This window comes from Gallibacterium salpingitidis (assembly GCF_001678495.1).
Classification (GTDB): domain Bacteria; phylum Pseudomonadota; class Gammaproteobacteria; order Enterobacterales; family Pasteurellaceae; genus Gallibacterium; species Gallibacterium salpingitidis.
Window position 1 is genome coordinate 1 of sequence record NZ_JTJL01000022.1, and the last position, 21,442, is coordinate 21,442.

Here is a 21,442-nt window from a genome sequence, read left to right on the forward strand (position 1 = left end):
TGTTAAAGAACAAAAAACGACGCGTTTTCTTTTTTACTTCAACAACGCGTCGTTGCGGAGGTGCATTATAGTGATTTCAACTCACCTTGCAAGCACTTTTTTATAAAAATTTTTTAAACGTTTATTTTTTAGACTTCTTAGCAATTGTCTGTTTAATTAATCTCGGAAGGTCTTCAATAGAATCAATAACATAGTCTGCATTTGCTGCAATTTCTTCAGAAATAGCTTTACCTGTTCTTACTAGTATTGTTGTCGATACTCCCGCTGATTTTCCTGCCAATACATCATCTAATTTATCTCCAATCATAATCGATTGCTTAGGATCAATATCAAAATCTTTAATCGCTTCTAATAACATACCACCTTTCGGTTTACGACAATCACACTCTTTACGGTATTCACCTTTTCCTTCCGGGTGATGAGGGCAATAATAAATGCCATCTAAATGTACCCCTCTGTCTTCTAATGACCAATCCATCCATTCTGTTAACTGATTAAAATCATCTTCTGAAAAATAACCTCTAGCAATTCCTGATTGATTAGTTACTAAAATCAAACAATAGCCCATCTCTTGTAAAACTTTTAGTGCTTCAATGCTACCTTCAATAAACTCAAATTGATCAATAGTATGTACATAACCATGATCAATATTTAATGTTCCATCACGATCTAAAAAAATGGCTTTTCTCATTTTTTCCCCTCATTTAATAATTCTTTTTTATCTTTCCATACATCTATACTATATCACTCCTCTCCATTTTACATATGCCAAAATCCCCCTTTTCATTGCTAATAACTAAACTTTATAAAAATTTATTGACATAGCTATCTAGACGTCTAAAATACTCGATAATTTTCTTGTCTTAACTTAATTAAGTAAAAAATGATCAAATTAGAAAATATCTATAAAACTTTCCAAGTGAATGGGCGTCAGCTGACCGCATTGGATAATGTTTCTTTGCATATTCCACAAGGAAAAATTGTTGGTGTTATCGGAGCATCTGGGGCGGGTAAAAGTACACTGATTCGTTGCGTTAACCTATTAGAACGTCCAACTAGTGGTAATGTATTTGTTGATGGTCAAAACCTCATGAAATTATCGCAATCTCAATTAGTGCAAGCTCGTCGCAATATTGGCATGATTTTCCAACATTTTAATTTGCTTAGTTCTCGTACTGTATTCGGTAATATTGCACTGCCATTAGAGCTTAATGGCACACCAAAAGAAAAAATCATTGAAAAAGTAAACTCTCTATTGGAAATGATTGGACTATCAGATAAAAAAGATGCTTATCCAAGTAACTTATCTGGTGGACAAAAACAACGTGTAGCAATTGCTCGTGCCTTAGCAAGTGATCCAAAGGTTTTATTATGCGATGAAGCTACTAGCGCCTTAGATCCTGCGACTACCCAGTCTATTCTCAGATTATTAAAAGAGATTAATCGTAATTTAGGTATCACTATTTTATTAATTACCCATGAAATGGATGTCGTAAAACAGATTTGTGATCAAGTGGCAATTATTGATAAAGGCTGCTTAGTCGAACAAGGTTCTGTCAGTGAAATTTTCTCAAATCCAAAAACACAATTGGCACAAGATTTTATTCGCTCAACATTCCATATCAATTTACCTGATGAATATTTGGCACAATTGAGTGATTCACCTCGTAATGCACAATCTTATCCGTTGATTAAATTTGAATTTACTGGTCGTTCTGTTGACGCACCATTACTCTCATTAGCTTCCAAAAAATTTGGTATTGATTTGAGTATTTTGACTTCACAAATTGACTATGCTGGTGGTGTCAAGTTCGGTTTTGTAATTGCAGAAGTTGAGGGTGATGAAGACTCAATTACCCAAGCAAAAATTTATTTAATGGAACACAACGTACGTGTTGAGGTACTTGGTTATGTTTGATGTATTAACTCCTCAAGTTTGGACTTTAATTGGTAACGCAACATTAGAAACACTTTATATGGTGTTTGCTTCAGGTTTCTTTGCAGCTCTATTTGGTATTCCTCTTGGTGTAGTGCTTTTTATTACCAAAAGAGGACAAATTAAAGAAAATAAAAGTCTTAATGCGATTTTAAGCGCTATTGTTAATATCGGTCGTTCCGTACCATTCGTAATTTTATTAGTTGCTATTATCCCATTTACTATGTTGATTTTAGGTACTTTTATCGGTACCACTGCAGCAATTGTTCCATTGACGATTTCAGCTATTCCTTTTGTTGCCCGCTTAGTTGAAGGCGCTTTGATGGAGATTCCATCTGGTTTAACCGAAGCTGCACGCGCAATGGGCGCAAGTAATTTCCAAATTATTACTAAATTCTTATTACCAGAAGCATTACCTAGCATTATTAATGCTATCACTATTACTTTAGTAGCATTAGTAAACTATTCGGCAATGGCTGGAACCGTAGGTGGCGGTGGTTTAGGTTATGTTGGTATTCAGTATGGTTATCAAACCTACGTACCTGAAATACTGATCGCCACTATTGTAATTCTCGTTATTATGGTTCAAGTAATCCAAACTATTGGTGACCAACTTGTCCGCTATTTTAATCATAAATAAATCTATAAGGAGATTTTAGATATGCAAATCAAAAACATCTTAACTATCAGTGCGTTATCTGCTGCTATTGCATTTTCTTCATCAGCATTTGCTAAAGATGGCAAAATCAAAGTTGGTATCCAAACTGGTCCAGAAATGACCGTTGCAGAAACCGCAAAAAAAATTGCTAAAGATAAATATGGTTTAGAAGTTGAACTCGTGCCATTTACTGATTATGTAACACCAAATGCGGCATTAGAAAATAAATTAATCGATGCTAACGCATTCCAACATAAACCATATTTAGATTCACAAATGAAAGATCGCGGTTGGAAAGATCTTGTTATCGTTGGTAATACTTTCGTATATCCAATTGCTGCTTACTCAAAAACTATCAAAAAAGCGAGTGAGTTAAAAGATGGTGCAACCGTTGCAATTCCAAACGATCCAACTAACGGTGGTCGTGCACTTCTCTTACTTCAAGCTCAAGGCTTAATTAAATTAAAAGCGGGTACAGGTTTAACACCAACCACTTTAGACATTGTTGAAAATCCAAAGAATCTTAACATTAAAACTCTTGATGCTAACCTAATTCCACGTACTTTAGGTCAAGTAGATCTTGCAATTATCAACAATACTTTTGCTGGTCAAGCAGGCTTATATCCAAGCAAAGATGCTGTTTTCGTAGAAGATAAAGATTCTCCATATGTAAACATCATTGTTGCTCGTGAAGATAATAAAGCAGATCCAGATGTACAAAACTTCGTAAAAGCCTACAACACTGAAGAAGTGTACAAAAAAGCAATGGAAGAATTTAAAGATTCTGTAGTAAAAGGCTGGTAATTTTTTATTATTCCATTTGATAATAAGCCGAAAGGAATCCCCTTTCGGCTTTTCCTTGTTTAGGAGTAGCTATGTTTTCTTTTTCTGATACGGACTTAAATAATTTACCCATTAGCTTACAAGCATTAATCGCTGATGATGATAATCTAATCAGTGTGTTAGCCAATACTTCTGCATTATTGAATCAATATTTACCAGAGATCAATTGGGTCGGTTTTTATCTACTTAATGCACAGAATGTACTTACCTTAGGACCATTTCAGGGTAAAATTGCCTGCACAAGAATTCCTGTAGGAAAAGGCGTTTGTGGACAAGCTGTTGCACAAAATAAAGTATTACGCATCGACGATGTTCACCAATTTGCGGGGCATATAGCTTGTGATAGTGCGAGTAATGCAGAAATCGTATTACCACTCTATCATCAAGGAAAAATTATTGGTGTTTTAGATATTGATAGCCCTAAATTTGCCCGTTTCACCGAACAGGATCAACACATTTTAGAACGCTGTATGCAGCAATTAACTGACCATTTATCAACACTCAACATATAGGGATATTTATGTTGCACTTAACCTTAGAAGATCAACTTTTTATTAGCCAGCCAAAACAACTCGGCACTCACTCTAGCCAACATGAAAATCTTGCTGTTGTCTTTGAAGATGACGGTGAAACTGGTTATTTCTATGCTATTGATACCCAACAGGAAGAAGCGATTGTAGATTGCCTGCATATTTATAACGCAGCATCTGTTGAACAAAAAGAAACTGCCCGTCAATTACAAATTTGTTGGTCAGAAGATGGCTATTTTGCAATCTTACTAATCAATGATTATCCGCACGCTGCCTTTGATTTTAAAAGATTGATTGCGTATAACCACAATCAATTTCCACAACCAGCCATTACTAGCTTATGGTCCCATAAATTAATTACGGATGAATTAATCAAGCAATGGCTGACAGATGCAGAAAATGATTGTACTCGACAATAAATATGTTATAGTTTCCTCCAATTAAAAATATAATTTTTAATCGTCATAACCTATGAAAGGAGGCGTTATGAATCTTAGGGATCTTGAATATTTAGTAGCTCTTTCTGATCACAAACATTTCCGTAAAGCTGCTGATGCATGTCATGTTAGCCAACCTACTTTAAGCGGGCAAATTCGCAAACTTGAAGACGAATTAGGCATCATTTTATTAGAACGTACCAGTCGTAAAGTATTATTCACACAATCTGGTTTGTTATTAGTCGATCAAGCACGCAATGTATTAAAAGAGGTGCAATTATTACGTGAAATGGCAAGTAATCAAGGTAAAGATATGACCGGACCATTACACATCGGTATGATTCCGACAATTGGTCCTTATCTATTACCATACATTATTCCTATGCTGCGTGATGCCTTTCCTGAATTAGAAGTTTATCTATATGAAGCCCAAACCCATCAATTACTAGAACAACTGGAAAAAGGACAATTGGATTGTGCCATTGTTGCGCTCGTTAAAGAAACTTCTGCTTTTATGGAAATTCCAATCTATGATGAAGCAATGTTAATTGCTGTATCCGAGAAACATCCATTAGCGAAAGAGCAAGAAATCCCACTCGAACGTTTAAAAGATTATGAATTACTAATGTTAGATGACGGACACTGTTTCCGCGATCAAGCGTTAGGTTACTGCTTCGTGGCAGGAGCAAAAGAAAATGCACATTACCAAGCTACCAGTTTAGAAACATTACGCAATATGGTCGCAGCAAATGCTGGAATTACTTTTATGCCAGAGCTCGCTATCTTAAACGAACGTTCGCGCCAAGGCGTGAAATACATTCCTTGTATTAATCCACGTCCATTCCGTTCTGTCGGATTAATTTATCGCCCGGGTTCACCATTACGCGCTCGCTATCAACGTGTAGCACAATTGGTAGAAAAAAATATTAAGCCTTTGCTTGTTACACCGACCCAAGACTAATCATTATGAGTGGAATCAGAGCCAAACAAAAAGAAAAAACTCGCCGCGCCTTAATTGATGCAGCATTTGAACAGCTTAGTGCTGAAAAAAGTTTTTCTAATTTGAGTTTACGCGAAGTCAGTCGTGAGGCTGGTATCGCTCCGACCTCTTTTTATCGCCATTTTCGTGATATGGACGAATTAGGTTTAAGTATGGTGGATGAAGCAGGATTGATCTTACGCCAATTAATGCGTCAAGCTCGTAAACGCATTGCTGATGGCGGCAGTGTAATTGTCATTTCTGTAGAAACATTTTTTGAATTTATTACTAATCGTCCAAATGTGTTTCGTCTGCTATTGCGAGAAAGTTCTGGTACTTCACAAGAATTCCGTACCGCAGCTTCTCGTGAAATCAATCACTTTGTTGCTGAGTTAGCGGAATATATTATGAATAAAGATAAAAATATTCCCGATTATGTAGCAAAAGCACAATCCGAAGGAATGGTAACATTAGTGTTTACAGCAGGATCTCACGCTTTAGATATGAATAGTCAAGAGCGCGAAGCCTTAAAACATCGAGTGATTTTGCAATTACGGATGATGGCAAAAGGGGCTTACTTACTGGTTGATCATTCTGACAACAATCAGACACAAAAAAGTGCATGAGAATTTCATGCACTTTTCATCAAATTACAGCTAAATAAAACTACATTCCAATAACGACGCAATCCACGCCTTTCGATCCTAATGTTGATTTTGCACTAGAAGCTGCATTATAACTATCTACTGGTCCAATAAAGACACGAGTCCAATCGGCAGAACTTTTAGTAAACGCATTAAAACCTTCAATCACTAAACGGCCTTGTAAATTCTCAGCCTGAGTTTTATTTTTAAAGGCGCCACATTGCAAGCCATATTTTCTACCACCTTTACTATCGGTTGCTGAACTCTTTTTCGTTTCATTGTCAGATTTTGCTTCTGTCACAACAGTTTTAGTCGTCGTTGTTGCTGTTTTTTCTACTTTATTTGCAGTAGTCGCTTTTTGCTGAGCGGCTTGAGCTTTTGCTTGTTGTTCAGCTTTCGCTTGTTCAATTTTAGCTTGTTCTTCAGCTTTTATTCTGGCTTGCTCTTCTGCCTTTTGTTTTGCTTGTTCAGCTAATTTATCTTGTTCCAATTGTAATAAAATTTTCTTCTGTTCTTCGGTCAATTGTACATTTTTAGCTACAGAAGAAACATTGTCATCAACTGGTACTTCTCTCGTTTCCAATTGTTTGATATAGCTCCAAACCTCTTCCGGACGACTTGGTAACGTACTTTTTTTCGTTGTTGGTGCTGTTTCTGCTGTGGTTGTAATTTCTTTACTTGCTGGAGAATTTTCTTTGAGAAAGAATAATGCAATCGCAAATACTGCAATAATCAATAGCATTAAGGCTAATAATAATTTTTTTCTGCCTGTACCTTTTTGTTGTCTTCTTCTAGAGGCAGGACCTCGTGAAACATAATCTCGTTGAACCACAACTTTTTCCTAACTATTTAACCTATAAAACGGGCGCTAATTTTACTGAAAATTTGAAATATTGACCACAATTATTGACTGAAATCATAAGGATCAATGTCTAAGGCTAACCTCACTGCCGACGGTATTTTTAACGTTGTTAATAAATTTTCTACTAAAAACAACGTCTGGTGTAAAGCACCTCGTTGACGATGTTGTAACAATAAATACCAACGATATCGACCTGCTTTTTTTTCTACCGTAGCCGGCAAGGGCCCCAATAATTGCACTCCTTGCATAGATTTATCTAATCTTGTTTGCAGATGTTCCAGCAGTAATTGCAACGTCTGCTTAACTTCCACCTCATTACGCCCAGATGCTTTAATAAGTGCTTGATGATAATAAGGTGGCAGCTGAAACTGGTAACGCTGTTGTAAAACTTGCTGACTAAAATCAGTATAGCCAGCTGAAATCAAAGTTTTAAACAGAGGATGCTCTGGATAATGTGTTTGTAATAAGACCATTCCTGCTTTATTACCTCGTCCTGTTCTACCCGCAACTTGTACATATAATTGCGCCAATCGCTCTTCGGCACGAAAATCCGCAGAAAATAAGGCACTATCAATATTCACTAAAGCCACTAACCCAACATTTGGAAAGTGGTGACCTTTGGCTAACATTTGCGTGCCAATCAGAATTTGACGTCTTCCTTGCGAAATCTCTTGTAAATAATGCTCTAAAGCACCTTTTCTCGCTGTACTATCTCGATCTAAACGCACTATCTGATAATCTGGAAATTTAGTTTGTAATACCGCTTCCAGCTGCTCTGTGCCAACTCCAGTTGTCAATAGATTAGTTGAGCCACAATGAGAACATTGGAATGGAATCGGTTTTTGTGCGCCACAATGATGACATTGCAATACATTACGATATTGGTGATAAGTATAAGGTTTATCACAATGTGCACACATCTCTACCGTACCACAATCATGGCATAAATAGACTGGTGCAAAACCGCGTCGATTTAAAAACAATAATACTTGTTCGCCACGTTGCAAAACTTCTTGCATCCGCAATAATAGGCTGGTCGATAAGCCATTCTCTAAATGTTGTGTTTTTAAGTCGATAACAATTTGATTATTGGCGACCTGATTATTGGCTCGATAACGTAATGAAATTAAATGATATTTCTTTCTTGCTGCATTATATAAACTTTCCAAACTTGGCGTAGCGCTACCTAGAATAATTGGAATTTGATGTTGTCTAGCACGATAAACTGCAATATCTCTGGCATGATAACGCCACCCTTCTTGCTGTTTAAAAGACTGATCATGTTCTTCATCCAATACTATTAAGCCTAGGTCATAAAATTGTGTAAAAATCGCTGAACGAGTTCCGATTACAATAGCAACTTTATTCTCTTTCGCCGCTTGCCACACTTGCAACCGTTCAGCATCATTCATATTCGAGTGCAATACGGCGATAGGGACATTAAAACGCAAATTAAAACGACGAATAGTTTGCGGCGTTAAACCAATTTCTGGCACTAATACCAAGACCTGCTGTCCTTTCTTTAATACTTCTTCAATCACTTGCAAATACACTTCAGTTTTTCCAGAGCCTGTTACTCCTTGCAATAACCAAGTGTGAAATCCCTGACATAAGCTGATCTGACTAACTGCCAACGCCTGTTCTTTATTTAAATTCAATTTATTTTTGCTTTGAACAATTTCTGTTTCCGTAATATTTTCATTCCATTTTGGTTGATTTACTTCAATCTCAATGGTTTCAATATAGCCAGCTTCCAATACACTTTTCTTAATACTATGAGAAAAAATATCACTCTGTTTTTCTAAACATTGATGTTGTTGTAAGAACTGTAAAAGTTCATGTTGGCGTGGTTTTCTGATCAGCACATTATCTATAACTGCTTGTTTACCTAATTCAGTTAACTGATAAAAATGCTGTGTCATTTTGGTAATTGTATCGCCTCTGCGTAACTTGACAGGTAATGCAGAAAATAGCACCTCACCAATTGGATGATGGTAATAATCTCTCGCCCATAAGAGTAATTGCCACATTTTTTCATCAAATAATGTAATGTGATCTAATACGGCTAGAATCGGTTTTAGTTGTTCAACTTCGCTGCTATTGGGTAAATCCGTTACAATCGCAATACGTTTCTGTGTGCCGAATGGTACTAATACTCTAGCACCAATGCTGACCTCCATTTCATCTGGCAATAAATAATCAAACTGATTTCTAACAGAAATATCTAATGCAACACGTACTATTTTCATTACAAACCTTACAACGATAAACTACCGCTACATTATAGAAAATTTTCAGCTATTCCCCTAATGACATCTTTTTCTAGCGAATATTCCTTGTTTTTATATTGAATTTTCTACTCGTTTCCTATATTATTCAGTTCCCTTTTTACTGTCGCCATATGGCGATGTTTTTTTGTAAAAATATGTGCGGTGTTGATCCTAAGGAGATCAATAGCGGCGCATGCTAATTTGAGGTTATTATGCAACAAGGTATTCATCCAGAATATAAAGAAATCACAGCAACTTGCTCTTGCGGTAATGTGATCAAAACTCGTTCTACTGTGGGACACGATATTAACTTAGACGTATGTGCAAAATGCCACCCATTCTATACTGGTAAACAACGTGTTGTTGATACTGGTGGTCGTGTTGAACGCTTCAACAAACGTTTCAGTATTCCAAGTACAAAATAAGAACAGTAAAAAACCTACCAAATTCGGTAGGTTTTTTGTTATCTATTACTTATTTCCAGAATTGCCACCAAGATTTACCTTCTTCTGCCACTTGTGGCTTTTCCACCTCTTTTACTTCTGCTTGAGCTAACTCAGGAGAGTAATCAAAACTTTCTACCGTTTTTTGTGGATTAAAATGTACAATTAATTTCTTCTCAATTGGATCTTCATGCCCTTTTTGAATTCTTTGTACATACACCCAATTAGATGTATTAAATGGATCAACTAATAATGGCGTACCAAGTAAATATTGTACTTGTTCTTGTGTCATACCTTTTTGTAATTTATCCACTGTTGCTGCATCAAGATAATTTCCTTGCGGCACATCAATACGATAAACCAATTTACTAACTGGTGAAGAACAAGCAGAAATGCCTAATGCAAAAAGTGATGACAACAAAACAATTTTTAATTTCATAATAGTTAGCCTTCTTAATAATCGTTAACTCTCGCTGATAATACCTAAACTTAGGTGAAATGCCAATTTAATATTTATTACGCTGCAATTGATCGCGTAAATTTGCAGGTAATCCTTTAATCATTAACGTATCATTTTCCTCATCCCAAACGACACGCTGTCCTAACAATTCAGCTGAAAAAGTCAAAGTAACACCACGCCCTGATCCCGAAAATTTTTCCAATTTCTTCAGTGTTGCCGGCAATGGCGGGATAGCTTCTTCTAATTCATACTCTTCCGTTTGTGCAAATTCCACAAAAGATTGTCCATTCAATTTATCCATTTCATCAGATAACGCAGCAACATCAATTTCAGCACCTTCATCTGCTCTTGCTTTACAATATGCTAAAGCTTGTTGTTTAATCTCTTTGGATTGTTCAGGTTCTACATCAGCTTGATGACAATAATCTTGTACCGCTTGCACTAACAACTGATTTTGCACTTTTGGATTAAGCCCTTCTTCTGCACCTAAAAAATCCATAAAAAAATCACCAACTTTACGACCAATCCTTCCCTTTAAAAAGGTTAGATAGCGGTTCGATTGTGCATCAATTGATAATTCAGTTAAATTCACTCGCGCAATAATGTCACATTTACTTAAATCCAAATATTGCGTGCCATGCACTTCCAATTGTTCATCAACTAATAGACTCGTTCTACTGTCGATTAAGCCTAAAAAAAGATAATCGGTTGCCAAAAAATTATATTGGCTAACAATAAAAGTACCACCGCTAGCGAAGCTGTATTTACTGATTTCTTTTGCAAGCAGTTCGGTCGCTTGCTGACTAAAGGTTAAAAAATCCAACTCTTTTTCTAAATAGCGATTTAGCATTTGTGCAAACTGCGATTCATCATTAAACACCGCGTAAGTTTTATTTTTCGCTTGGTAATGCTGATGCAATTCCAACATTAATTGTTGCACTAATTCATTTTCCGGAAGGGTTTGACCACGTAACTTCGTTTCAAGTTCAATCGTTTCTGCGTCAACAGTTAATTTTCTGTACAACTGATGCAAAATAATCTGTTCAACATTTATACTCATAATAATATCTTATGCTATTTTGACCAAAATCTTTGCCATTATAGGAGATTTTCCCCATTATTTTTAGCCGATTTCTTTAAAAAATCTGGTATGATAAGCGCCAAGTTTTTTTCGTTAGCAAATTTGTATGGCGGCACATTCTAAATATTCAAATAAAGAAATTGAAGCGTTGATGAGCGAGATGATCGCTACTTTAGAAAAACATCAAGCACCTGTTGATTTATCATTAATTGTTCTAGGTGATATGGTAAGTAATTTATTACTCAGCAGTGTCAAAGACTCACAACGTTTACCTTTAGCCAAAGCCTTCACTGAAGCTTTATTACACTCTTTAGAAACTGCAACCAAAAAGCATTAATTGGCATCACCATAATGTTAAAACTGAACTACACCCAACAAGACCGAGAAGAATTATCACGAAAAATCTCGTGGGGTCATTGGTTTGCGTTTTTTAACATTATTATCTCTTTTATTATTGGCTCACGTTATGCTTTCTTCTCTGATTGGCCCGATACGCTATTAGGAAAAATTTACTTTTTTATCAGCATTATTGGGCATTTCAGTTTTATTGTATTCGCCATCTACTTACTCATTATCTTTCCGTTAAGTTTTATCATTAAAAATCACCGTACTTTTCGTGGTATTACGGTAATTATTGCTACGTTATGTACTACCGTATTACTGGTAGATAGTGAAATTTACAAACGTTTTTATATCCATTTAAGCTCAATGGTTTGGGATTTAGTGATCAATCCTGAAAATGGTGAACTTGCTCGCGATTGGCAGATTTTCTTTGCTCCAATGCCAATTATCCTGTTATTGCAAATGCTATTTTCCCGTTGGTCTTGGCAAAAATTCCGTAGTTTAGAACGACAAAAATGGATTAAACCTGTTTCTTATACCTTTTTATTAGCTTTTATTGCTATGCACCTTATTTATGCGTGGGCAGATGCGACTTTTTACCGTCCAATTACCGCGCAACGTTCTAATTTGCCATTATCTTATCCAATGACCGCAAGAAAATTCTTGGAAAAAAATGGTTTACTAGATGCAGAAAGCTACCAAGCAATCTTAACAGCAACCGGTCGCGCAGACGCAAGATATTTGGATTATCCAAAACGTAATATTCGTTACGCTACACCTGATACAACGCCTAATATTTTATTAATCAATATTTCCGGGTTGCGTAACAATGTCATTTCTGAAACTGCTACGCCAGCGCTATACCAATTCGCACAACAATCTCTTAATTTTAAACAAAATTATAGTAGCAGTAATCAAGCACAAGAAGGCTTAGTTGGTCTATTTTATGGTTTACCCGGCAACTATTTAGACAGCATTCTATTTAGTAAAACCCAGCCTGTACTATTAAAACGTTTACGTGAATTAGACTATCAAATACAGGCGCAATTGACTCAACAAGATGCTCAACCTCTATTCTCTGTGTTGTTTGAAAAAACGGAAAAACAATATAACAAAACTAATGTTGCTACATTCAAACAGTGGGAAAATTGGTATCAACAACAAAATAAAGACAACTCGCAGCCTTGGTTTAGTTTTATTGATGTTTCATTAGTCACAACTAAATCAGGACAAAATAAAACAGCAGATAGTGCCGAAAATGCAGCAATTTATCAATATTCACAAAATTTATTACAAGTGGATCAATCATTTGCGGAACTCATTGAAACCTTAAAACAGCATCAGCAATTCGCAAATACCTTAATTATCGTCACTGCCGATACTGGTTTTAGTGAAAATGATGATATAGCCGACTTCTCTCCAGATAAGATTCATGTGCCATTACTGGTTCATTGGGGAGATAAGCCTGCACAACAATTAACCAACCTCACCAGCAATTTAGATATTGTGCCAACGCTATTGAAGCAGATCTTTAAAGCGGAAAATCCTGCTACCGATTTTTCCCTTGGTAATAATCTGTTTGCAGATAATGCTACGCCAGATAACTGGACATTAAGCGCAAATAACCGTTGGATAGTGATTATTGATAATGATGGTGTGCAATATCAAATTGATAAATATGGTAATTACAAAAAGTTCAATGCTGAATACCAACAACAAAATTCTACTCGTCCGCCACTCGGTTTGTTCTTAGCGGCGTTCAGCGAAGTACGTTCATTTATCGAACACTAAAGTGGCTTAATTGCACTCGCACAAGCGTAAGCAGAACTCCAAGCCCATTGAAAATTATAGCCGCCTAGCCAACCAGTCACATCAAGCACTTCACCAATAAAATAAAGTCCTTTCACTTGTTGCACTTCCATTGTTTTTGAAGAGATATGCTGAGTATCCACACCGCCTAACGTGACCTCAGCAGTGCGATAACCTTCTGTCCCATTTGGCGTAAATTGCCAATGGTGGAATGCTTGCGTTAAATCAGCTAAGGTCGCTTTGCTTAAATCGGCTAGTACACACTCTTTTAAGGCTAATTTCTGCCAAAACACCTCAACCACTTTATTCGGCAAAATACGCTGCAAGGCAGTACGTAATTGTAATTTCGCTGAAGTTTGACGCAACGCTAATAAATATTCCGTCAGATTAAGCTGCGGTAATAGATCAATTTCAACACTTTCATTTGGCTGCCAATAATTAGAAATCTGCAAAATAGCTGGCCCAGACAACCCACGATGCGTAAATAAAAGCGATTGATTAAATGACTTTCCACTAGCAGCATTTACACTAATGGGCAAAGAAACGCCTGCTAATGCAGAGAGATAACTCTCTTGTTCTCGATAAGTAAACGGAACTAATGACGCACGTGGCGGCACAATATTTAAACCAAACTGTTCCGCAATATGGTAACCAAACGGTGTAGCACCTAACTTTGGCATTGATAAGCCACCTGTTGCAATCACTAACTGCTGACATTGCCAACAACTACCATTTTCCGCTTGTACAGAAAAACCAGAGGATAATTTTTGTACTTGTTTAATATTCACTTGTAACTGAAACTCAACTTGCCCCAGCTTGCACTCTTGCAGCAGTAAATTAACAATCTGTTCCGCACCATCATCAGTAAATAACTGTCCTGCTTCTTTCTCGTGATAAGCAATACCATATTGCGCTACTAAGCTGATAAAATCCCATTGGCTATAACGAGCTAATGCTGATTTCACAAAATGAGGATTTTGCGATAAATAATTTACCGCACTAACCTCTAAATTAGTGAAATTACAATAGCCACCACCAGACATTAAAATTTTACGTCCAACTTTTTTGCCATTATCTAGCACAATAACTGACTTACCACTTTTCCCAATTTGGGCAGCACAAAATAATCCAGCGGCACCAGCGCCAATAATCACGACATCATAATGTTGCATCTAACGACTCTCTTTTGATGATACATCAATAATCATCACTTCTGATTGTGAACCTAAACGGAAAGGCACACCCCAAAAACCATATCCCGAAGTGACAAAAGTATGCATTTGCGCAAATTGTTGATAACCATAACTTAATTGATACATTAAATGTACAATCAAATTAAATGGGAAAATTTGCCCACGATGGGTATGACCTGATACTTGAATATCAACGCCAGCCTGACTATTTTCGGTAATCGAAAATGGTCGATGATCCATTAATAAAATCGGTAATTCAGCTCGTTTTTCTGCAGGAATAGTAGCCAAGATTTTTTCAATTGGCTGGCGTTGCAGATCTAATTCATCATTACGCCCAACAATAATAAATTGATTAGATACCACAACAGCTTGATCTGTTAAGAGATATACACCTTCACGTCGAATTTCATTAGCAATTTGAGTAGGTTGTTGAAAAAAATCGTGATTACCTAAGGTGGCATAAACGCCTAATGGAGAGCTCAATTTAGCAAAATAGGGCTGCATTTTTTGTTGAAAATAGGCTTGCAAATTATCATCCATAATATCGCCAGGTAACAACACAATATCGACTTTTTGTTGCGTAAAAATTTGCTGCAATTTTTCTAATTGCTTACTACCAAATAATTTCCCTAGATGTAGATCGCTTGCTACACCAATTCTGAATGGTTTTACTGCTTTATCAATTTGTACCGAATAATGTACCACTTGTGGCACATATGCTTGATGCACACTATAACTACACAATCCCGTTAGTAACAGTATTGCTATACCTCGGCTTAAAATTGGTGATGATGGTAAAGGTATTTTGAAAAGTGCTAATATCTTTTTACTTGCCCATAAGAAGAAAACAACTAAAGTGATATACCATAAACCAATCAAAATATAAGCAGAATAACGAAAACCGTTAGGGATAAAATGAAAAACGGACAACAGTAAAAATGCGTTAATGACTAAATAACAACCCCACACGAAAGGACGTTTATAGTATGGCGTTGTGGTTTTATGTAAGAAGAACCAATCAACAGCTTTTATACCAACAAAGATCAAAATTTGTAGGAATACAAAAATAAGATAACGAAATACCATTCCTGTTGATTTCTCCTCTACATCTTAAGTTAAGCTGAACAAAATACAGATAAAAATGGATAAAGCCGAGTATTTTCACAGACTTTATCCATTATTCGGATAATTACAGCAACTCATCGAACGCCGAAATCACCATTTCTGGTTGAATATCAATTAATGATTGGTGATAGCCTTCTTGACTATCTTTACTTTTACGCACTTTAATTAAACCACCACTAATCAAGCGCAAGATTTTCACTTTATCTGTTAATGGCGGTGTATATTCTGGGCTGGTTGGTCCATATACTGCTACTAGAGGTCGCTGCAAAGCTGCTGCAATATGCATCAATCCAGAATCATTACTCACAACAGCAGTACATTGTGAAATGAGATCGATCGCTTGTGGTAACGAAGTTTTTCCCGCTAAATTGATACAATATTGGCGCTCTGTTTCGGTAAGACTATGACGAATTTCTTCACCTACCGCCTCATCTTTAGCTGAACCAAATAAGCTCACTTGGTATCCTTTGGCAATTAATTGTTGTGCTAAGACAGCATAGTGATAATGCGGCCAGCGTTTTGCGGGTCCAAATTCTGCTCCAGGACAGAAACCAATTATTGCTCGTTTATCATCAAAGCCATATTGTTCAGCAAAGTGTTGAAAAGTTTCAGCAACTTGTTGTGGATCAGTTTGCAAATAAGGATAAGGTATTGCTAGATCTTTCGCTGCTGGAATTTGTCCTTTTTCAAAAGCCAAAGCAATATAACGTTGCACCATTAACGGATACTCTCGTTTATTACTGCGTAAATCATTTAACAAAAAATAACGACTCTCGCCTTTCCAACCACGACGTAATGGAATCTTAGCAAATAATGGAATAAACGCCGATTTTAGCGAATTTGGCAATACAATCGCTAAATCATATTGCCCTCGTAATGATTTACCAATCTGATAACGTTGCGATAAGTTAAACTCACCATGCCCAATAGGCATCGCTAATGCTTGTCGCACTTCAGGCATTCTGGATAGTAATGCACGACACCAATTTGGTGCCAACACATCAATCTCACAGTCAGGATAACGCTGTTTTAATGTCTGATATAAACTGTGCGACATCATCATGTCGCCAACCCAAGATGGGCCAATCACTAAAATTTTCATATTACTTCAACTATTTATTTAACCACGCCATATACTCTGCAACCCCTTCAGCTACTTTCTTAAATGGTTTATCGTAGCCAGTTGCACGTAATTTGGTTAAATCTGCTTGTGTATATTCTTGATAACGACTCTTTAAATGTTCTGGGAATGGAATAGTTTCAACTTCACCTTTACCATGATATTTCACTACTGCTTTCGCCACTTCTGCAAAACTTTCCGCATTTCCTGTACCACAGTTAAAAATACCTGAAATACCATGTTGCCAGCACCAGATGTTCACAGCAGCAACATCGCCCACATAAACAAAATCACGACGGAAATGTTCGCTGCCTTCAAATAATTTCGGATTTTCTCCTTTTAAAATCTGATTATTCAAATGGAAGGCAACACTTGCCATACTACCTTTGTGATTTTCTCGTGGACCATACACATTGAAATAACGGAAACCACAAACTGGTGATTGTGCTTCTGGTAAAATTTGGCGTACATATTGGTCAAATAAGAATTTTGAATAGCCATAAACGTTTAATGGATGTTCAAATTGACGCTCTTCGATAAACTCTAATCTATCACCATAAGTCGCCGCTGAAGAGGCATATAAGAAAGGAATTTGGCGATCTAAACAATAATGCAATAACTCTTTTGAATATTCATAGTTATTTTGCATCATATATTTACCATTCCATTCGGTAGTCGCTGAACACGCACCTTCGTGGAATACTGCTTCTATATCACCTAGATCATCACCTGCAATAATAGAAGCAATAAAATCCTCTTTATCACAGTAATCTGCAATATCTAAATCAGCCAAATTAGCGAATTTGGTACCATCTGTTAAATTATCAACAACTAAAATATCTTTTCTACCTATGTCATTGAGTGCTTTAACAATATTACTGCCAATAAAGCCTGCACCACCAGTTACAATAATCATTTGATTTCCTTAATCACTTAACAAAATTCTGTTTATTTTAATAGATTTACCCTGTTGAAAAAACAAAAAAATCCCATCACGCTGGTGATGGGATAATATTTATTAAGATCAACAAGAAAAGTACGACAAAAATTGATGTACTAAACTTGTGTTTGGAAGATCACTTCTCCCGCTTTTTTCACATAGCTATTGATTTGATCAAAATTCATATAACGATAAGTATCGTCTTTATCTTGTTGTAAATCAGCAGCATAGCTTAAGTACTCTTCCGGTGTTGGTAATTTACCTAATAACGCCGCAACCGCCGCTAATTCAGCAGAAGCAAGATAAACATTCGCACCTTGACCTAAACGGTTCGGGAAGTTACGAGTTGAAGTGGATACTACGGTTGATTTTGGTGCTACACGTGCTTGGTTACCCATACAGAGTGAACAACCCGGCATTTCTGTTCTTGCGCCACTCTTACCAAAAATACTGTAATAACCTTCTTCAGTTAATAAAGCAGCATCCATCTTGGTTGGCGGTGCAATCCATAGACGAGTTGGAATCACATCAGCAAATTTATTGAGTAATTTACCTGCTGCACGGAAATGTCCGATATTGGTCATACAAGAACCGATAAAGACTTCATCAATCTTATCACCTTGTACCTCGGATAATTTACGAGCATCATCTGGATCATTTGGTGCACAAAGAATTGGCTCTTTGATCTCATCCATATTAATTTCAATCACTGCCGCATATTCTGCATCAGGATCTGCTTCCAACAATTGTGGATCAGCCAACCACGCTTGCATATTCTTAATACGACGCTCTAATGTGCGCGCATCACCATAACCTTCTGCAATCATCCATTTCAACAAGGTAATATTAGAGTTGAGATATTCGATAATTGGTTCTTTATTTAGTTTAATGGTACAAGCCGCAGCAGAACGTTCTGCTGATGCATCAGAGAGTTCAAAGGCTTGTTCAATTTTTAGATTTTCCAAACCTTCAATTTCCAAAATACGACCAGAGAAAATATTCTTCTTACCTTTTTTCTCAACCGTTAATAACCCTTGTTGAATCGCATAGTATGGAATTGCATGAACCAAATCACGTAGGGTAATACCTGGTTGCATTGTACCAGTGAAACGTACCAATACAGATTCAGGCATATCTAATGGCATTACACCTGTCGCTGCAGCAAATGCGACTAATCCTGAACCTGCTGGGAATGAAATACCAATTGGGAAGCGGGTATGTGAATCACCACCTGTTCCGACAGTATCTGGCAACAACATACGGTTTAACCAAGAGTGAATAATACCGTCACCTGGACGTAATGATACGCCACCACGATTCATAATAAAGTCTGGTAAGGTGTGGTGAGTGGTAACATCAACTGGTTTTGGATAAGCTGCAGTATGACAGAATGATTGCATTACTAAATCGGCTGAGAAGCCTAAGCAAGCAAGATCTTTCAACTCATCACGAGTCATTGGACCGGTTGTATCTTGTGAACCAACAGAGGTCATACGAGGCTCACAATATTGCCCTGGACGAATACCTTCCACACCACACGCACGACCAACTAATTTTTGTGCCAAAGTGAAGCCTTTATTACTTGCAGCTACTGCTTGTGGTTTGACAAATACATCACTTTCGCCTAAACCTAATGCTTGTCTTGCTTTGTGTGTTAACCCACGTCCAATGATTAATGGAATACGGCCACCTGCACGCACTTCATCCAGCAATACTTTTGTTTTTAAGCTAAAGGTTGCTAATACTTCATCGCTGTTATGACGACAGATTTTGCCTTCATACGGATAAATATCAATCACATCACCCATATTTAATGCGGTAACATCAACTTCAATTGGTAATGCGCCCGCATCTTCTAAAGTATTAAAGAAAATTGGTGCAATCTTGCCACCTAACACGACCCCGCCAGCACGTTTGTTTGGAATAAATGGGATATCTTCCCCCATATGCCATAACACAGAGTTAGTTGCTGATTTACGTGATGAACCTGTACCCACCACATCACCAACATATGCAAGTGGGAAGCCTTTTTCTTTTAATTGATGAATTTGGCTAATTGGCCCAACTTCTCCCTCTTTATCTGGGGTAATACCATCACGACTATTTTTTAACATTGCTTTTGCGTGTAAAGGAATATCCGGACGTGACCACGCATCTTGTGCTGGTGAAAGATCATCGGTATTAGTTTCACCAGTTACTTTAAATACTGTTACTGTAATTTTATCTGCTAATTTTGGACGAGATAAAAACCACTCTGCATCAGCCCATGATTGCAATACCTGTTTTGCAAATGGATTACCTGCGCTTGCACGTTCAGCCACATCATGGAAGCTATCAAACATTAATAAAGTATGGGAAAGTGCTTTAACTGCTAATGGTGCAAGTTTGTCATTATCTAAGGCTTTCACTAATGGTTCGATATTGTAGCCACCTTGCATTGTACCCAACAATTCTACTGCACGTTCTTGGCTGATGAATGGTGATGTTACATCACCTGCTGCCAACGCTGATAAGAAAGAAGCTTTGACATACGCAGCTTCATCAACCCCGGCTGGAATACGAGTTTCAAACAGTGTTAAGAGATAATTAGGATCTTCTTGTGAAGGTGCTTTGAGTAATTCAATAAGTTGGGAGGTTTGTTCTGCATTTAGTGGTAAAGGGAAAACCCCTTCGGCTTGTCTTTGTTCAACGTGTTTTTGGTAATCACCTAAAAAATTAGCCATAATAAATCCTTAAATTATTAATTGTAGCTAGAGTATGAAGTAAATTTGCATGAGCAATAATGCTTAATGTTAACCATTTGTTAATATAGATCTATGACTTAGGAAAGTCAAAGGTGCAAAAAGAGAGATTGTTGGATATTTGATCTATCTCTAAAAATTTTCGTTATCTTTTTTTCTAGTGCAAAATAAAACATTGATTATTAGTCACTTATAATTTATCTTTCTTAATAGTAACGCTTATTTACAACAACAAAACTTAAAGGAAATAGACTATGCAGAACAAATTCAAAATGCTCACATTAACACTATTTACTTCTCTCAGTTTAGCCGCTTGTAGTTCTTCTGGTTCTTCTGGTTCTTCTAGTTCTTCTAGTTCTTCTAGTTCTTCTAGTTCTTCTGGAGGTGATGATAATAGTAAACACCAAAATAATGCTAAACAAGCAACCCTTTTTGACAACCAATATTTAGAAAATAAAATATCTGTAGAGCCTAAAAATAATAATGAAATAGAAAAAATAGATAACGAATTAGATAAAATCTTGGTTCTTGATAATTCAGGTTTTAGCAAATCTAGTTTTAACACCAATGAAGCCAGTTACACTGTTTATGCTGTTAATTTAGCTGATTCTGCATACAGCGTAATGGTTAGTAAAGATAGACCACAAAATTTTGCCAGATTAGATACTGCAGGTATTAATACTTCTGCCGAAGAGGCAAAAACACTTTCGGGTACAGCCACCTATACAGGTAAAGCTTTACTCGTCGATCAAAACCATACTGTTGATACCAACGGCTCCGTTAAATTACAAGCTGATTTCACCAATAAAAATATCAGTGGCGAAATAAAAGGTAATAACGTTAATATTGCCTTAGATAAGACACAAATTATTACTGAAACCAATGTTAATGATCCAACGGATAAGATCCTCGCATTCCAAGGCAGTGCAACAACACAAAATGGCTTAACTGGTCAATATGAAGGTCATTTTATGGGAAAAAATGCTAAAGAAGTTGTAGGTATTGCCACATTAGAAAAAGAGGTCTAAT

21 protein-coding genes are annotated in these 21,442 nt (G+C 36.7%); 11 read left to right on the forward strand and 10 right to left on the reverse strand.

The window, feature by feature from the left end; genetic code table 11:
• Positions 1 to 121: 121 nt before the first annotated feature.
• The gene (gene gmhB, locus QS62_RS05965; protein ID WP_066107358.1) at positions 122 to 691 is read right to left on the reverse strand and encodes a D-glycero-beta-D-manno-heptose 1,7-bisphosphate 7-phosphatase; all 570 of its coding nucleotides are present in this window, start codon (positions 689 to 691) and stop codon (positions 122 to 124) included.
• 192 nt (positions 692 to 883) lie between these two features.
• Here gmhB and metN point away from each other — a divergent pair, with 192 nt between their 5' ends.
• The 7 genes from metN to fabR all read left to right on the forward strand — a co-directional run bounded on the left by metN (position 884) and on the right by fabR (position 6,009).
• Complete coding sequence (gene metN, locus QS62_RS05970; RefSeq protein ID WP_066107361.1) at positions 884 to 1,918, forward strand: methionine ABC transporter ATP-binding protein MetN; 1,035 nt, start codon at positions 884 to 886, stop codon at positions 1,916 to 1,918.
• Positions 1,911 to 2,576 carry a methionine ABC transporter permease gene (locus QS62_RS05975; protein ID WP_066107364.1) on the forward strand — a complete coding sequence of 222 codons (666 nt, stop codon included), beginning with the start codon at positions 1,911 to 1,913 and terminating at the stop codon, positions 2,574 to 2,576. Before metN ends, QS62_RS05975 begins: the two co-directional genes overlap by 8 nt.
• Before the next feature lie 21 nt (positions 2,577 to 2,597).
• Positions 2,598 to 3,398: a MetQ/NlpA family lipoprotein gene (locus tag QS62_RS05980; protein ID WP_066107367.1), complete on the forward strand. Its 801-nt coding sequence runs from the start codon at positions 2,598 to 2,600 to the stop codon at positions 3,396 to 3,398.
• Between the two features lie 71 nt (positions 3,399 to 3,469).
• The gene (locus QS62_RS05985; RefSeq protein ID WP_066107374.1) at positions 3,470 to 3,949 is read left to right on the forward strand and encodes a GAF domain-containing protein; all 480 of its coding nucleotides are present in this window, start codon (positions 3,470 to 3,472) and stop codon (positions 3,947 to 3,949) included.
• A gap of 8 nt (positions 3,950 to 3,957) precedes the next feature.
• The gene (locus QS62_RS05990; RefSeq protein WP_066107376.1) at positions 3,958 to 4,386 is read left to right on the forward strand and encodes a DUF2251 domain-containing protein; all 429 of its coding nucleotides are present in this window, start codon (positions 3,958 to 3,960) and stop codon (positions 4,384 to 4,386) included.
• 67 nt (positions 4,387 to 4,453) lie between these two features.
• Complete coding sequence (oxyR, locus tag QS62_RS05995) at positions 4,454 to 5,365, forward strand: DNA-binding transcriptional regulator OxyR (protein ID WP_066107379.1); 912 nt, start codon at positions 4,454 to 4,456, stop codon at positions 5,363 to 5,365.
• Between the two features lie 5 nt (positions 5,366 to 5,370).
• Entirely contained in the window at positions 5,371 to 6,009 is a 639-nt protein-coding gene (fabR, locus tag QS62_RS06000) for an HTH-type transcriptional repressor FabR (RefSeq protein WP_066107382.1), read from the forward strand.
• 40 nt (positions 6,010 to 6,049) lie between these two features.
• Here fabR and ftsN read toward each other — a convergent pair whose 3' ends face one another.
• Positions 6,050 to 6,859, reverse strand: a complete 810-nt coding sequence (gene ftsN / locus QS62_RS06005; protein WP_066107387.1) for a cell division protein FtsN — start codon at positions 6,857 to 6,859, stop codon at positions 6,050 to 6,052.
• Between the two features lie 71 nt (positions 6,860 to 6,930).
• Positions 6,931 to 9,138, reverse strand: coding sequence for a primosomal protein N' (gene priA / locus QS62_RS06010; protein WP_066107392.1), 2,208 nt, complete (start codon positions 9,136 to 9,138; stop codon positions 6,931 to 6,933).
• A gap of 233 nt (positions 9,139 to 9,371) precedes the next feature.
• Between priA and rpmE the strand changes: the two genes are divergently transcribed.
• The gene (rpmE, locus tag QS62_RS06015) at positions 9,372 to 9,584 is read left to right on the forward strand and encodes a 50S ribosomal protein L31 (protein WP_066107397.1); all 213 of its coding nucleotides are present in this window, start codon (positions 9,372 to 9,374) and stop codon (positions 9,582 to 9,584) included.
• A 49-nt stretch (positions 9,585 to 9,633) separates the two neighbouring features.
• Here the strand turns inward: rpmE and bamE are convergent, their stop codons facing one another.
• Together bamE and yejK are read right to left on the reverse strand one after the other, a co-directional pair.
• On the reverse strand, positions 9,634 to 10,041 hold the full coding sequence (gene bamE, locus QS62_RS06020) for an outer membrane protein assembly factor BamE (protein ID WP_066107400.1): 408 nt from the start codon (positions 10,039 to 10,041) through the stop codon (positions 9,634 to 9,636).
• Positions 10,042 to 10,108: 67 nt separating this feature from the next.
• Complete coding sequence (gene yejK, locus QS62_RS06025; RefSeq protein ID WP_066107403.1) at positions 10,109 to 11,122, reverse strand: nucleoid-associated protein YejK; 1,014 nt, start codon at positions 11,120 to 11,122, stop codon at positions 10,109 to 10,111.
• A gap of 127 nt (positions 11,123 to 11,249) precedes the next feature.
• Here yejK and QS62_RS06030 point away from each other — a divergent pair, with 127 nt between their 5' ends.
• Both QS62_RS06030 and QS62_RS06035 read left to right on the forward strand, forming a co-directional pair.
• Positions 11,250 to 11,480, forward strand: coding sequence for a YejL family protein (locus tag QS62_RS06030; RefSeq protein WP_066107406.1), 231 nt, complete (start codon positions 11,250 to 11,252; stop codon positions 11,478 to 11,480).
• A gap of 14 nt (positions 11,481 to 11,494) precedes the next feature.
• Entirely contained in the window at positions 11,495 to 13,276 is a 1,782-nt protein-coding gene (locus QS62_RS06035; protein ID WP_066107411.1) for a DUF3413 domain-containing protein, read from the forward strand.
• Here the strand turns inward: QS62_RS06035 and QS62_RS06040 are convergent.
• From QS62_RS06040 to acnB, 5 genes are all read right to left on the reverse strand, one after another.
• On the reverse strand, positions 13,273 to 14,466 hold the full coding sequence (locus tag QS62_RS06040) for a BaiN/RdsA family NAD(P)/FAD-dependent oxidoreductase (protein ID WP_066107414.1): 1,194 nt from the start codon (positions 14,464 to 14,466) through the stop codon (positions 13,273 to 13,275). The genes QS62_RS06035 and QS62_RS06040 overlap by 4 nt on opposite strands.
• Positions 14,467 to 15,573 carry a metallophosphoesterase gene (locus QS62_RS06045; RefSeq protein WP_066107418.1) on the reverse strand — a complete coding sequence of 369 codons (1,107 nt, stop codon included), beginning with the start codon at positions 15,571 to 15,573 and terminating at the stop codon, positions 14,467 to 14,469.
• A 103-nt stretch (positions 15,574 to 15,676) separates the two neighbouring features.
• Positions 15,677 to 16,714 (reverse strand): lipopolysaccharide heptosyltransferase II, encoded by a 1,038-nt coding sequence (waaF, locus tag QS62_RS06050; RefSeq protein ID WP_066107423.1) that lies wholly within the window; start codon positions 16,712 to 16,714, stop codon positions 15,677 to 15,679.
• 10 nt (positions 16,715 to 16,724) lie between these two features.
• Entirely contained in the window at positions 16,725 to 17,648 is a 924-nt protein-coding gene (rfaD, locus tag QS62_RS06055) for an ADP-glyceromanno-heptose 6-epimerase (protein WP_066107425.1), read from the reverse strand.
• 140 nt (positions 17,649 to 17,788) lie between these two features.
• Positions 17,789 to 20,395, reverse strand: coding sequence for a bifunctional aconitate hydratase 2/2-methylisocitrate dehydratase (gene acnB / locus QS62_RS06060; protein WP_066107428.1), 2,607 nt, complete (start codon positions 20,393 to 20,395; stop codon positions 17,789 to 17,791).
• 272 nt (positions 20,396 to 20,667) lie between these two features.
• Between acnB and QS62_RS06065 the strand changes: the two genes are divergently transcribed.
• The gene (locus tag QS62_RS06065; protein WP_066107431.1) at positions 20,668 to 21,441 is read left to right on the forward strand and encodes a factor H binding protein domain-containing protein; all 774 of its coding nucleotides are present in this window, start codon (positions 20,668 to 20,670) and stop codon (positions 21,439 to 21,441) included.
• Position 21,442: the final 1 nt, after the last annotated feature.

What these genes read in the sequence shown, in the direction of transcription:
- acnB (WP_066107428.1), bottom strand. Translation starts at nt 20,395, where the DNA reads ATGGCTAATTTTTTAGGTGATTACCAAAAACACGTTGAACAAAGACAA.
- rfaD (WP_066107425.1), bottom strand. Translation starts at nt 17,648, where the DNA reads ATGATTATTGTAACTGGTGGTGCAGGCTTTATTGGCAGTAATATTGTT.
- rpmE (WP_066107397.1), top strand. Translation starts at nt 9,372, where the DNA reads ATGCAACAAGGTATTCATCCAGAATATAAAGAAATCACAGCAACTTGC.
- QS62_RS05985 (WP_066107374.1), top strand. Translation starts at nt 3,470, where the DNA reads ATGTTTTCTTTTTCTGATACGGACTTAAATAATTTACCCATTAGCTTA.
- bamE (WP_066107400.1), bottom strand. Translation starts at nt 10,041, where the DNA reads ATGAAATTAAAAATTGTTTTGTTGTCATCACTTTTTGCATTAGGCATT.
- QS62_RS05975 (WP_066107364.1), top strand. Translation starts at nt 1,911, where the DNA reads ATGTTTGATGTATTAACTCCTCAAGTTTGGACTTTAATTGGTAACGCA.
- waaF (WP_066107423.1), bottom strand. Translation starts at nt 16,714, where the DNA reads ATGAAAATTTTAGTGATTGGCCCATCTTGGGTTGGCGACATGATGATG.
- QS62_RS06035 (WP_066107411.1), top strand. Translation starts at nt 11,495, where the DNA reads ATGTTAAAACTGAACTACACCCAACAAGACCGAGAAGAATTATCACGA.
- QS62_RS06030 (WP_066107406.1), top strand. Translation starts at nt 11,250, where the DNA reads ATGGCGGCACATTCTAAATATTCAAATAAAGAAATTGAAGCGTTGATG.
- QS62_RS06065 (WP_066107431.1), top strand. Translation starts at nt 20,668, where the DNA reads ATGCAGAACAAATTCAAAATGCTCACATTAACACTATTTACTTCTCTC.
- QS62_RS05980 (WP_066107367.1), top strand. Translation starts at nt 2,598, where the DNA reads ATGCAAATCAAAAACATCTTAACTATCAGTGCGTTATCTGCTGCTATT.
- gmhB (WP_066107358.1), bottom strand. Translation starts at nt 691, where the DNA reads ATGAGAAAAGCCATTTTTTTAGATCGTGATGGAACATTAAATATTGAT.
- QS62_RS06040 (WP_066107414.1), bottom strand. Translation starts at nt 14,466, where the DNA reads ATGCAACATTATGATGTCGTGATTATTGGCGCTGGTGCCGCTGGATTA.
- priA (WP_066107392.1), bottom strand. Translation starts at nt 9,138, where the DNA reads ATGAAAATAGTACGTGTTGCATTAGATATTTCTGTTAGAAATCAGTTT.
- QS62_RS05990 (WP_066107376.1), top strand. Translation starts at nt 3,958, where the DNA reads ATGTTGCACTTAACCTTAGAAGATCAACTTTTTATTAGCCAGCCAAAA.
- fabR (WP_066107382.1), top strand. Translation starts at nt 5,371, where the DNA reads ATGAGTGGAATCAGAGCCAAACAAAAAGAAAAAACTCGCCGCGCCTTA.
- oxyR (WP_066107379.1), top strand. Translation starts at nt 4,454, where the DNA reads ATGAATCTTAGGGATCTTGAATATTTAGTAGCTCTTTCTGATCACAAA.
- QS62_RS06045 (WP_066107418.1), bottom strand. Translation starts at nt 15,573, where the DNA reads ATGGTATTTCGTTATCTTATTTTTGTATTCCTACAAATTTTGATCTTT.
- yejK (WP_066107403.1), bottom strand. Translation starts at nt 11,122, where the DNA reads ATGAGTATAAATGTTGAACAGATTATTTTGCATCAGTTGTACAGAAAA.
- metN (WP_066107361.1), top strand. Translation starts at nt 884, where the DNA reads ATGATCAAATTAGAAAATATCTATAAAACTTTCCAAGTGAATGGGCGT.